Annotated in this window: 10 protein-coding genes; 7 read left to right on the forward strand and 3 right to left on the reverse strand. The window is 34.7% G+C overall.

The features are described from left to right. Positions 1–213 precede the first annotated feature (213 nt). The 3 genes from ACRD62_RS15995 to ACRD62_RS16005 all read right to left on the reverse strand — a co-directional run bounded on the left by ACRD62_RS15995 (position 214) and on the right by ACRD62_RS16005 (position 2,756). Positions 214–492 carry a transposase gene (locus ACRD62_RS15995; RefSeq protein ID WP_430821172.1) on the reverse strand — a complete coding sequence of 93 codons (279 nt, stop codon included), beginning with the start codon at positions 490–492 and terminating at the stop codon, positions 214–216. 233 nt (positions 493–725) lie between these two features. Beyond that, on the reverse strand, positions 726–2,030 hold the full coding sequence (locus ACRD62_RS16000; RefSeq protein WP_430821121.1) for an NCS2 family permease: 1,305 nt from the start codon (positions 2,028–2,030) through the stop codon (positions 726–728). Positions 2,031–2,051: 21 nt separating this feature from the next. Continuing rightward, complete coding sequence (locus tag ACRD62_RS16005; RefSeq protein ID WP_430821122.1) at positions 2,052–2,756, reverse strand: DUF5020 family protein; 705 nt, start codon at positions 2,754–2,756, stop codon at positions 2,052–2,054. Positions 2,757–2,969: 213 nt separating this feature from the next. On the opposite strand from ACRD62_RS16005, the gene ileS reads away from it, so the two are divergent. The 7 genes from ileS (at position 2,970) to ACRD62_RS16040 (ending at position 13,799) form a co-directional block, all read left to right on the forward strand. Beyond that, complete coding sequence (gene ileS, locus ACRD62_RS16010; RefSeq protein WP_430821123.1) at positions 2,970–6,401, forward strand: isoleucine--tRNA ligase; 3,432 nt, start codon at positions 2,970–2,972, stop codon at positions 6,399–6,401. 32 nt (positions 6,402–6,433) lie between these two features. Continuing rightward, positions 6,434–6,811, forward strand: a complete 378-nt coding sequence (locus ACRD62_RS16015; protein ID WP_321405972.1) for a TraR/DksA family transcriptional regulator — start codon at positions 6,434–6,436, stop codon at positions 6,809–6,811. Positions 6,812–6,936: 125 nt separating this feature from the next. After that, positions 6,937–7,557, forward strand: coding sequence for a lipoprotein signal peptidase (locus ACRD62_RS16020; RefSeq protein ID WP_430821124.1), 621 nt, complete (start codon positions 6,937–6,939; stop codon positions 7,555–7,557). A gap of 354 nt (positions 7,558–7,911) precedes the next feature. Next, a complete protein-coding gene (locus ACRD62_RS16025) occupies positions 7,912–10,326 on the forward strand; it encodes a polysaccharide biosynthesis/export family protein (protein ID WP_430821125.1) in 2,415 nt (804 codons plus the stop codon). Between the two features lie 18 nt (positions 10,327–10,344). After that, positions 10,345–11,460: a Wzz/FepE/Etk N-terminal domain-containing protein gene (locus tag ACRD62_RS16030; RefSeq protein WP_430821126.1), complete on the forward strand. Its 1,116-nt coding sequence runs from the start codon at positions 10,345–10,347 to the stop codon at positions 11,458–11,460. 52 nt (positions 11,461–11,512) lie between these two features. After that, positions 11,513–13,327 (forward strand): asparagine synthase (glutamine-hydrolyzing), encoded by a 1,815-nt coding sequence (gene asnB / locus ACRD62_RS16035; RefSeq protein WP_430821127.1) that lies wholly within the window; start codon positions 11,513–11,515, stop codon positions 13,325–13,327. Positions 13,328–13,349: 22 nt separating this feature from the next. After that, positions 13,350–13,799 (forward strand): FAD synthase family protein, encoded by a 450-nt coding sequence (locus ACRD62_RS16040; RefSeq protein WP_430821128.1) that lies wholly within the window; start codon positions 13,350–13,352, stop codon positions 13,797–13,799. Position 13,800 lies beyond the last annotated feature (1 nt).

Genomic DNA, 13,800 nt, shown 5'->3' on the forward strand with positions numbered 1-13,800 from the left:
CAAAATTCATCCACATAAAAGAATATTTCAGTAACTTTATCTTCCATAATAAACAAGTGTTTTGGTGTTAATTATTTAAATTTCAGATACTTAAACATAATCAAAACCTTGTTTATTTCCTTGTAAATCAGTCAGTTTTTATTTCGAACTCAGGTTACTAGTTTATGAAGTTTATCGAAATCAGAACGGATGGATCAGAACCACATTCTGGGTCTAGGCATAAATTTTACATAGACGATACAAGAAGAATTTGACATCAACCACACCTCTGAATTGTCTTCTGAAGTCTTTAATTTTAGCATTGAATGATTCAGCTGCAGCATTGGTACTTCTGCCATTAAAGTAATTGATTATGGTATCATAATGCACTTCGAAAGTTCTTCGGATAGTTGAGAAGGACTCAAAACCAGATTGTTCTATCTCATTAAACCATAATGCTAGTTTGGTCCGGGCTATATCAGGTGTAATAAGTCGATTATAAATTCCATAGATTTGATAGAATAATTGTCAGACTTTATTAATATCAGGATACATATCAAAAAGGATTTGGACGGGTTTCTATTGATAGTTTGTCCAACTCTTTTCATGATTAAACTTTTACTTTAAGAGAGGTATGTGAGTTGTTTTTAGTTGCAAATATTCAATATCATCATAATTGTAGGTGTAAAAAAATCCTTGCCATTAATATGACAAGGATAAGTATAATAAGTGTTGATTATCTATTGTTAATCAATAAAGAATTTTAACACAAATAGTATTGCTAATAGAACTGATACTATTGAGATGTCTTTAAATTTACCTGAAAGTATTTTTAGTATTACATATGCCAGCATACCAAAAACAATGCCTTCTGCTATAGAATATGTAAATGGCATCATAACGATGGCTAAAAAGGCTGGAATGGCTTCTGTATAATCTGTAAGGTCTATTTTTGTAATTGGTGTAAACATCATGACTCCAACAATGATTAAAATTGCGGCAGTAGCAGCAGAAGGAATCATTAAAAATATTGGCGAGAAAAACAATGCCAATAAAAACAATACTCCTGTTGTAGCAGCGGTTAAACCTGTTCTGCCACCTTCACTTACACCTGCAGCACTCTCTACATAAGTTGTAACTGTTGATGTTCCCAGAACTGCTCCTAATGTTGTACCAATTGAATCAGCAAAGAGAGCCTGTTTAACACGAGGTATCTTACCATCTTTATCAAGCATATTCGCCTTTGAAGTTACTCCAATCAATGTGCCAACAGTATCAAAAAGATCAACAAAAAGGAAAGTAAGTAAAACCAAGGCCATATCTGTTGTAAAGATTTCACTCCATTCAAATTTTGCAAATATTGGAGATAAAGAAGGTGGAGTTAATTCAAATGAATCTGGTAAATGTGTAATGCCAAAAGGAATACCAATAATTGTACCGGCAAAAATACCAATCAATAATGCACCTTTTACCTTTCTGGCTAGTAAAGCACCTGTAATAATCAAGGTTACAATAGCTACAATCGCCGAGGCATTGTTAGTTATATCGATAATATTACCTAAACCTACCAATGTTGCATCATTGCCAATTACAATACCTGCATTTTTAAATCCAATTAAAGCAATAAACAGACCAATACCAACTGAAATACCATGTTTGATATTCATTGGAATAGCCTTAATAATCAATTCGCGAATGTTAAACGCAGTTAGAAGGATAAATACAATACCTTCTAAGAATACAGCTGTTAATGCAAATTGCCAGCTATGTCCCATTCCTAAAACCACAGTAAAGGCAAAAAAGGCATTTAGTCCCATACCCGGAGCAAGAGCAAACGGAAGTTTGGCAATAAACGCCATTACTAAAGTCGCCACGGCTGCAGATAGGGCTGTAGCTGTAAATACTGCTCCCTGATCCATACCCGTCGCAGCCAGAATATCTGGATTAACAGCCAGGATATAAGCCATTGTCATAAAGGTTGTAACACCTGCAATGACTTCAGTACGTATATTTGTTTTATTACCTGACAGATTAAATAATTTTTCCAACATGATTTGTGTGCTTTATTTGATTTAGAAAGTATATTTAACTGCTAGAGTAGGGTTAACAACGAAACCATTATCCACAAAATTACTACTAATTTCAATTTCACTACCAATTGAGAAATTTGGACATGTATTGTACCAGAATTGGGGCTCAGTTAAGAAAATATATTCACCTTCAAATGAATCTTGTCTCCAAAAATCTGCAAATCCTAATAAAGATAATTTATTATCCAAAAAATGAAGAGCCCAAACTGCAGTAATCTGAAATGAATTCTGATTCTTTACATCTATTTCAATTGTTCTTGCATCTTTAATGTTTTTATAGTTTGCCTGAATAGTAAGAATCTTTGAAAAGTCAGCATTATTGAATGTGTATTGAGCTCCAACTAAAAAGGCGTTGTTTATTGGAAAACCAAAGTTTTCTGCTACAAATATATTTCCTGCATTAAACTCAATACGAGGTTCAAATTTTTGATTTTCATTCCATTTAAAGCTACGAGCAATTTCCCAATAGGCAAGAGATACACCATTATCAGTTCCGCGTGTATCTGAGCTATAGTCCATATCAATAAAGAAGAAAGTGCTACCGAATTTGTCGGGTTTGAACATTTCAACAGTTGAAGTAACTAATTTACGATCTTTACCAAAATCGTAATGTAATTGTACATTTTGTGCAAAGCTTAGCACAGAACTAAACAAAAGTGCTGAAATAACTAATGATTTGATTTTCATAAATAATTTGTATCAAGTTTTACCATAAATTATTGGGGCAAATGTAATGAAATATTAAATTATAATTAAAGTGAATAATTTCACTTTAATTACTCTGTAGCAAGATGGCTGAATCTAATAAAAGTCTGAATTTAAATTGTTCTGTTTGCTTTTGTTTCGGTCAAGTTCTATATTTGTAAACTTTTTAAAAATAGGGTAAACTACAAGGTATAAATGAACGCAAAATTTACCGAATATAAAGGATTAGATCTCTCTCAGGTAAACAAAGATGTACTAAAAAAATGGGACGAGAATGGAGCTTTTGAGAAAAGTATCTCAACTAGGGAAGGGAAACCAACTTTTGTATTCTACGAAGGACCTCCTTCTGCAAATGGAATGCCTGGTATTCACCATGTGATGGCTCGTACCATTAAGGATATTTTTTGTCGTTTTAAAACTCAACAAGGATTCTTAGTTAAAAGAAAAGCTGGTTGGGATACTCATGGTTTGCCAGTTGAATTAGGTGTTGAAAAAGCACTTGGTATCACAAAAGAAGATATAGGTAAAAGTATAACAGTTGCCGAATATAATGATGCATGTCGCAAAGACGTGATGAAATATACTGATTTATGGGAAGAATTAACTCATAAGATGGGTTATTGGGTTGATATGAATGATCCTTACATAACTTACGATAACCGATACATCGAAACGTTGTGGTGGTTGTTGAAAGAAATGTATAAAAAAGGATTGTTGTATAAAGGTTATACAATTCAACCTTATTCACCCGCGGCAGGAACAGGACTAAGTACTCACGAGTTGAATCAACCCGGATGTTACCGAGATGTAAAGGATACAACTTGTACTGCTCAGTTTGCTGTTATTCGTAACGAAGAGTCTGAAAAGTATTTCGATGGCGATGAAGATTTATACTTTCTTGCCTGGACTACTACTCCATGGACTTTACCTTCAAATACAGCATTGGCTGTTGGTCCGAAAATAAATTACGTCAAAGTAAAATCTTATAATCCATATACAGGTAAGCCTGTTTCTGTTATAATGGCAAAAGATTTAGCATCCAGTTATTTCAATCCTCAAAATGCAGAATTGGATTTTGATGCTTATCAGGAAGGGGATAAGAAAATACCTTTTAAGATTGTTTCTGAATATGTAGGAACAGATTTGGAAGGAATTCGCTACGAACAACTTATCCCCTGGATTAAGCCTGATGGTGATGCATTTCGAGTGATCTTGGGTGATTATGTGACAACAGAAGATGGAACAGGTATTGTTCATATTGCTCCTACTTTTGGCGCAGATGATGATCGTGTGGCGAAAGCTGCTAATATTGCGCCATTAATTCTAATAAATAAAGAAGGTAAACGACAGCCAATGGTTGATCGTACGGGTAAGTTCTTTGCTATTGAGGATCTGGACTCTGATTTTGTAAAGGAGTTTGTAAATGTTGAAACCTATAAAGAGTTTGCTGGTCGTTTTGTAAAGAATGCTTATGACGCAACATTAGCTGAAGATGCTGCCACATTAGATGTGGATATTTCAGTAATGTTGAAGAAGGAAAATAAGGCTTTCAAAGTTGAGAAGCATACACATAATTACCCTCATTGCTGGCGTACTGATAAGCCTGTACTTTATTATCCGTTGGATAGCTGGTTTGTAAAAACAACAGCGGTGCGTGATCGCATGATTGAGTTGAATAAAACCATTAATTGGAAACCTGCTTCAACCGGAATCGGTCGTTTTGGTAAGTGGTTAGAGAATCTGGTGGATTGGAACTTAAGTCGATCTCGCTATTGGGGAACTCCATTACCAATCTGGAGAACAGAAGACGGTACGGAGGAAAAATGTATTGGTTCAGTTGAAGAATTAATGGCTGAAATCAATAAGGCTGTTGAAGCTGGTTTGATGAAAGAAAATCCTTTTAAGGATTTTGAGGTTGGGAATAATGCGAAAGAGAATTACGATAAAATAGATTTACATCGTCCTTATGTGGATGATATGGTATTTGTTTCTGATAGCGGACAGCCTATGTATCGCGAAGCTGACCTGATTGATGTCTGGTTTGATTCAGGAGCTATGCCATATGCTCAGATGCATTATCCATTTGAGAATAAAGAAGGTTTTGATCAGATTTATCCTGCTGATTTTATTGCTGAAGGTGTGGATCAGACAAGAGGATGGTTTTTTACATTGCATGCCATTGCAACTATGATGTTTGATTCTGTTGCATTCAAAAATATCATTTCTAACGGATTGGTATTGGATAAGAATGGGAATAAGATGTCGAAGCGTTTGGGTAACGGTGTTGATCCTTTTGAAGTAATCGAAGAATACGGATCGGATCCTTTACGATGGTATATGATTACAAATGCTCAGCCATGGGATAATCTTAAATTTGATATAAGTGGAGTTGACGAAGTAAAACGTAAATTCTTTGGAACTCTTTATAATACATACTCATTCTTTGCCTTGTATGCCAATGTTGATGGTTTTAAAGGAAAAGAAGCTCAAGTGCCGGTTGAGAAACGTTCTGAAATAGATCGATGGATCATTTCATTATTAAACTCATTGGTGAAAGAAGTTACTGAAAGTTACGAAAGTTACGAACCAACACGTGCTGGTCGGGCCATTCAGAACTTTGTAATGGAGAATTTGAGTAACTGGTACGTGCGATTAAATCGTAAACGTTTCTGGGGTGGTGAATTTAACGAAGACAAATTAGCTGCTTATCAAACTTTATATTCATGTTTGGAAACTGTGGCCTTATTATCAGCTCCAATCTCTCCATTCTTTATGGATCGTTTGTTTAATGATTTAAATCAGATGTCTGGCCGATTTACTGATGTTTCGGTCCACCTGGCTCAATTCCCATCTTATGATGAATCATTGATCGATTCAAGTTTGGAAGAGAGACAGCAATATGCTCAGGAAATCTCATCAATGGTACTGGGATTACGACGTAAAGTTAATCTGAAAGTACGTCAGCCGTTGAATAAGATTATGATTCCAATTTTGGATGAAACATTCGAGCATCAGTTGGAAGCTATAAAATCTTTGGTATTGACTGAAGTCAATGTGAAAGAGATGGAGTTCTTAAGGGATGCTTCAGGTGTGTTGGTTAAGAAGATTAAACCGAATTTTAAAACCCTTGGTCCTAAGTACGGTAAGATGATGAAAGCAATTTCAGGAGCAATTAATGCATTAGGTCAGGAAGAAATTGCTATCTTCGAGAAAGAGGAAGAATTTTCACTGGAACTGGATGAGCAAAAAGTTGTTCTTTCAATTGAAGATGTTGAAATAATGTCAGAGGATATTCCTGGTTGGTTGGTTGCCAATGAAGGTAAATTAACTGTAGCTTTGGATATTGAAGTTACTGAGGAGTTAAGAGAAGAGGGTATCGCTCGTGAATTTGTAAATCGAATTCAGAATTTACGTAAAGATTCAGGATTGGATGTTACTGATAAAATCAAACTGTCGATTATGAAAAATGATGCTGTAAATAGGGCTGTTGAAAAACATGCTGAATATATTGGAGCTCAAACATTGGCAGTTGAAGTAAAATTAGTAGATAATTGTAACGATAATACTGCGGTTACCGTAGATATCGATGATGAAATAAGTACCTTAATGCAAATTGTTAAGGCTTAATTCAAATTTGTATTATATTAAAAAAAGTCCGTATGGCTGAAAGAACCCGTTACTCTGATGAAGAACTTCAGGAATTTAAAGAAATTATCCTGAAGAAGCTTGATAAGGCCAAGAAAGATTATGAATTGTTGAGGCATACTATTACGCATGAAGATGGTAATGATACTCAGGATACTTCTCCTACTTTTAAAGTATTGGAAGAAGGAGCTGCAGTTCTATCCAAAGAAGAGGCTGGTAAATTGGCTCAACGTCAACAAAAATTCATTCAGCATTTACAAGCTGCCTTGGTCCGCATCGAGAACAAAACATACGGTGTTTGTAGGGTTACTGGCAAACTGATTCCAGCAGAGCGTCTCAGAGCCGTTCCTCATGCTACACTAAGTGTTGAAGCAAAGCAAAACCAAAAGTAAATTGGTGATGAAATCAGGCGTGTAGCCTAAATAAATAACTAAGTGACTATTGGCATTTTGCTTTTAGTCACTTCTTAATTTTTATACGTGAGGTCGTTAAACGCCCTTCGATAACAACGCTAACTATGACTGTTTTAAAAAAGTCTTTTTTAATAATTTTCGCTGTTTTATTGGTCGACCAGATTGTGAAAATATGGATTAAGACCCATATGATGCTAGGCGATGAAATTCCTGTATTGGGCAATTGGTTTATTATTCATTTCGTTGAAAACAACGGAATGGCATTTGGAATGCAGTTAGCAGGTAAGTTTGGAAAGGTCTTTCTGAGTGTGTTTCGAATTATTGCTGTGATCGGAATTGGTTGGTATCTGGTTAATTTAACGAAGAAGGATGCCCCTAAAGGATTGGTGTTTAGTGTTGCTTTGGTTTTGGCAGGTGCTTTTGGTAATATAATTGACAGTGCCTTTTATGGAATAATTTTCGACCATAGTTACGGTCAGGTTGCAAGTTTATTCCCAGCTGAAGGAGGATATTCTAATTTTCTACATGGGAAAGTTGTTGATATGCTGTATTTTCCTTTATTAGAAGGACGTTATCCGGATTGGATGCCTTTTGTTGGAGGTAATACATTTATTTTCTTTAGGCCCGTTTTTAATATTGCTGATTCCTCAATAACAATCGGTATATTTTCTATTTTGCTCTTTCAGAAGAAGTTTTTTAAGGAAGAAAAAACTATAGAGGAATAAACTTCCGGTTAATTTACATTCATTAACGTTTTGTATTGAACCTTTTGCCAGAATTGACGTAATTTGTTCATGTTGGAAATAGGAATAAACCTTTAGATGTCACAGCTTAACATTATGGATGTTATATCTTTTCCCTTTTAATAACTTGTTTCTGGCTTATTCAGTCTTAAATTTTATAACTTTGTGCGGCTTTTTTAAATTATTGTCAATATTATTGAAAAAACAACGTTGTGTTGTTACAATAGAATTAAAAAAAACAGCTGTTGTTTATAGGTTAACTTCCAGGTTGTGTATTATTATATGGAACTGAGAAGGCGATAGCGTTCTATTAATCAGTAACAAATTAAAGAAATAATGAGAATAATTCTTTTATCCTTTGCAATGCTTTTGGGAACCATTTCTTTCAGTGGTCATGCTCAGAATGTGAACCCCAAAACTGTTGATGTAGAAAGTTTAAGTGAATCTCAAATACGTCAAATTGTTGATGAAATAAATAAAAGAGGGCTTTCAGAATCAGAAGCGATTGGATTAGCCAGAGCGCGAGGTTTAAGTTCAGACCAAATTGCTACTCTTAAAAGGAGATTGGCGGAAGTTAAACGGAATGGAGGAACAGATGTTGATCGGTTAACTCGTAGACAAAGTGATTCGTATGAAATTGTTGAAGACGCAGAATTATTGACCTCCAAAGCAGCCATTGACAGTACAAAAATTGATCAGCGTATTTTCGGGTTTTCATTTTTTAATAATGAGCAGCTAACATTTGAACCAAGCCTAAACATGCCAGTACCTGATGATTATATTCTAGGCCCGGGTGATGAATTATATGTTGAAATTTGGGGCGCATCACAGCAATCTTATCAACTCGAAATAGAGTCAGATGGAAAAATAAATATTCCTTTAGTTGGGCCATCATATATTGGAGGTTTGAAGTTTAATGTTGCCAGGAAGCAAGTAGTTGATTTGTTATCTACCATCTATGCTGATTTAAAAAGTGAACAACCTAGAACTTTCGCTTCAGTTAGAACCGGTCAATTGAAAGTTATTAGGGTTAATGTGGTTGGAGAGGTTTTTAATCCCGGATCTTATACTCTGCCGGGAACGGCTTCCTTGTTTAATGTGTTATACCTTTCAGGTGGGCCGAACAAGAATGGATCTTTCAGGGATATTCAATTAATACGTAATGGTAAGGTTATAAATCGACTGGATATTTACGATTTTCTGATTAATGGAAATTCTTTAGTCAATGTACCTTTAATGGACAATGATATTGTTATGATTCCTACCTATATCAACCGGGTAAAAGTAGAAGGTGAGTTTAAACGTACAGGACTGTTTGAGGCTCTAAACAATGAGACAGTCAAAGAAATGGTGAATTATGCCGGAGGATTTAGTGAACTGGCATACCATAAAAGATTACGATTATATAGAAATAACGGATTCGAAAGGGAATTTAAAAGTATCGATAAAGAGAATATTAATAAGATTCTTTTACAGAATGGTGATAGTCTTTATGTTGGTAAAATCTTGGATCGCTATCGTAATATGGTAACAATAGAAGGTGCGGTTTTTACACCAGGAAATTTTGAATATACTGAAGGTTTAACTTTAAGTCAATTAATTAAACAGGCAGATGGCCTGATTGAAAATGCTTTTATGGCAAGGGGGATTATTACACGATTAAAAGCAGATTATACAAAGGAGAATATCAATTTTGATATAAATGGTATTATTGAGGGAAAATCTGAAATTTTGCTAAAACCAAATGATGAAGTGTTAATTTCTGCCATAGATAATATGCGAGAAGAACGTACGGTTGCTATATGGGGAGAGTTGCAAAATATGGGTGTATATCCATATGCAGAAAACTTGACTTTAGGTGATCTTGTTTTCTTGGCTGGTGGCTTTAAGGAATCAGCCTCTGAGTCAACAATAGAAGTGATGAGACGTCTGCCTTACAAAGAAGCGGATAAAAGTAACGGTAAAACATCTGAATTGTTTTATTTCCATGTATCCCGTGATCTTGAATTAAATGATGAAGGTGCGTCTTTTATTATGCAACCATATGATGAAGTCTTTGTCCGATATATGCCTGGGTTTCAGAAATCGGGAGTTGTAACCATATTGGGACAAGTTATGTATAGTGGGAATTATGGTTTATCATCACGGACTGAACGTATTTCTGATTTGATAGGACGAGCTGGTGGATTATCAGGAAATGCATATCCATTAGGGGCTAAGTTGACGAGGCCAGTTAAATTTACTGATGAAGAAAAGGCAAAACGGAAAGAATTGATGCGCAAGGACAGTACCCTTTATTTTTCTGATCTAGAATTTGAAACAGTCAGCATCAACTTAGAGAAGATATTGGCTGATCCTGGTTCAAAAGAGGATATTTATTTGATGAATGGTGATGTATTGGAAATACCTTCAGTACTGCAAACTGTAAAGGTCTCAGGTGAAATATTAAATCCATCTTCAACTGTTTATGTGAAGAATTACAATGTAAGAAGGTATATACGGAATAGTGGGGGCTTTTCTATTATGGCAAAAAAGGGTAAAACCTATGTGTTGTATCCAAACGGAGCATCAAGTGCTACCAAAGGTTTCCTGTTTTTTAGGAGTTATCCCAAAGTAACACCTGGTGCAGAAATTGTAATACCAAAGAAGCCGGAAAGGGAGGGTATGCCGCCACAAGCATGGATCGCAATTGCAAGTTCCTTAGCTTCCATGGGATTAACTATAGTGTCGATTGTAAATTTGAGTAAATAACATCATCAAGTAATTAATATGGAAGGTAAAAAAGACAATAATACTCTTCAAATCATTAAAGATGATGAAATTGATTTGATTGCTCTGGCAAAAGTTATTTGGGAAGGACGAAGGATTATTTATTATTGTGTAGGTATTGCCATATTTATTGGTTTATTGATTGCCTTTTTAAGCCCTGCTAAATATACTGTGTCTGCGACTCTTCTGCCTTCTGCAGAAAAGAAAATGAGTAGCATGGGTGGATTAGGAGCATTGGCTGGTATGGCTGGCATTAACCTTGGCTCCATGATGGGGCAATCCACTGGAATACCGGCAGAAATTTATCCACAAGTGGTCAATTCCTATCCCTTTCTGAATGAGCTGATTCATGAGAAATTTAATTTTGAAGAGTATGAGCAACCTGTATCTATTTATGAATATGTGGTAAATGATACTATTGAATCTTTTAGTAGCCAAATAGCGAAATATACCATTCGTTTACCATGGACTATTAAAGAAGCTATTTTTTCCAGAAATGAAAATAAAACTACTACGACTGATTTTGGTGTCCTTAATCTCTCAGAAGAAGAAGTGATGGCTCTGGAATCGGTAAAAGAGTTGATTCAAATTGAAGTTAATCAGGAAACAGGTTTAGTTAGTCTAACAGTTGAGTCAAGAGAACCAATTGTCACGGCTCAATATGTTCAAAAGGCAGTAGAGTTATTGCAACAGTATATCATTGCCTATAAAACTAAACAATCTCGGGAAAATCTGAAGTTTGTACAGGTCAGTTATGAGGAGAAAAAAGCGGAATATGAAAGCTTGCAAAAGAACATTTTTAACTATAAGGATCGACATCGTAATTTGGTTTCCGAACGTTTAGATCCCGAATATCAGCGTTTGAGTGATGCTTATGAATTGTCATCAAGTATTTATAACGAATTGGCCAAACAACTAGAGCAGGCTAAAATAGCTGTTAAAGAAGAAACGCCTGCTTTTACCATCCTGGAGCCAGCAAAGGTGCCAATAGAGAAGAGTGCACCCAAGAAGAAGATTATTTTGGTTCTGAGTGTGTTCTTGGGAGGTTTTATAGGTGTTTGCTTTGTGTTTGGAAAATTAATTTGGAATAATTTTTTGAGTAAGCTGGCTGAATAAGGAAATAGACTTAAATAAAATTTTCATTAGAATAATAATAAAAGTATAATTAATGTGCGGGATTACAGGATTATATAGCAAAATTCAAATAAATGATATTCGATTAAGGGTTGAAAAGATGAATGATTCTATTATTCATAGAGGGCCTGATGCCGGAGGTTATTATTTGGATGAAAATAATTTGGCATTAGGGCATAGGAGATTATCAATTATTGATACTGCTGAACATGCAAATCAACCGATGGCTTCAAATAATGGACGTTGGCAGATTATTTTTAATGGTGAGATATATAATTTCCAGCAGATTAAATCTGAACTTGATTATGATTTTCAGACACAATCTGATACCGAGGTCATTCTGGCAGCAGTAGATTCTAAAGGTTTAGATTGGTTTCTTCAAAAAGCTAATGGTATGTTTGCCATAGCATTATTTGATACTATTGAAAAGGACCTTTTCCTGATACGAGATAGGCTAGGTATCAAGCCACTTTTCTATTATTACGATAATAAAAAAATTGTATTTTCTTCAGAAATTAAGTCTATACTTAGCAGTGGATTAGTCCAAGCTAAATTTAATGAAAAAGCTGTTGATGAGTATTTAGGGAATAGATACGTAAGGGCACCATATAGCTTTTTTAAGGATATTTATCAGTCCATTCCAGGTACTTATTTAAAAATAGATAAAGAACTTAATTTATCTAAATTCGTATATTGGGATCTTCCACAAAAATTTAATTGTTCAAAGTTCTACAATGAAAATGATATTCTGGAAAGATTTGAAAAACAACTAACTAAGGCAATAAGGTATAGGTTGATTGCCGATGTGCCATTAGGCACATATTTAAGTGGAGGTGTGGATTCAAGTCTTATTACAGCAATAACAGCACTCAATAAGAGGGAGCGTGTTAATACATATACTATAGGATTCCCTGAGCTAAATGAGTTTAAATATTCAGAATTAGTTGCGGACAAATATAATACAAGTCATCATGAGATCTTAATGAAGCGTTCTGATTATGTGGATAATTGGGAGCGTCTAATAAAATTCAAGGATGCCCCTTTAGGTGTACCTAATGAAATACCTCTCGCAGTTATGTCGTCAAAGCTCAAAGAGAAAATAACTGTTGTTTTATCAGGGGAAGGAGCTGATGAACTGTTAGGGGGATATGGACGAATTTTTAGATCAGGATTTGACTATTATAACGAGAAACCAGATAAAAGTTTTTATGATTATTTTATAGATAAATATGAATATGTGCCAAGAAAAATGAGGGATGAGTTGCTAAACACATCTTTTGGATACCGACAGGAATTTGATAATGAGGTTAAAGAAAAATTTGGTGAATTATCAAATGAGGAGCAAATATTCAGATTTTTTCACCAATATCATGTAAAAGGTTTGCTAAATAGAGTCGATACTACAACAATGCAAACTTCAGTTGAGGCCAGAGTTCCTTTCCTAGATCATGAATTAATTGAATTTGTTTATAATGAAATCCCTTATGATTTAAAGCTAAGGTGGATTAGTGGAGGGGAGGCTAAAGCATTTAAATTGAGTGCTAATGAGTATAGTGAGATTTTAGATACCCCTAAATACTTATTAAGAAAGTTGAGTTATAAATATTTGCAGAAAGAAATAATTGAGAGAAAGAAAGTTGGTTTTCCAGTACCCTTAACTGAATGGTTTAGTAATTTGGAAGTTCTGGCAAAAGAATTATTGCCTAAAGCAGATTGGTTAAAAGATAATGTTGTTGATGAACTATTGGTACAAACTAAAAGTGAAGAACGGGCTGGGCAAATATTGTGGATGTTTATAAACATTGAATTGTTTAGAAAAAACTATTTTGAAAAGGACTGGACTTGGTAATTATATTAATTAATATAGAGAAATGTACAAGAGAGGTGATGAAAAAACAGTAGTTGGATATACTACTGGGGTTTATGATTTGTTTCATATAGGTCATTTAAACTTATTAAAAAACGCAAAGGGGCTTTGTGATAAATTAATTGTTGGCGTAACAAGTGATGAATTAGTTGCATACAAGAACAAACAATCAGTTATCCCACATGCTGAACGAATGGAAATAGTTCGAAATATAAAGTTTGTAGATGCGGTCGTTCCTCAATATGATATGGATAAGTTTAAAATGTGGGAAAGGTTGAAGTTTGACGTGATGTTTGTAGGAGATGATTGGTTTGATACTCCAAAATGGCAAGAACTAGATAAGAAATTTAAAGAGGTAGGAGTTAAGATTATTTATTTTCCCTATACAAAAGGTATATCCTCAACAAAAATTAATGATACCCTAAAACGACTACGAGAAGGAGAACAAAGCTAAT

The organism is Carboxylicivirga caseinilyticus, from assembly GCF_050589785.1.
In the GTDB taxonomy this organism is placed as follows: domain Bacteria; phylum Bacteroidota; class Bacteroidia; order Bacteroidales; family Marinilabiliaceae; genus Carboxylicivirga; species Carboxylicivirga caseinilyticus.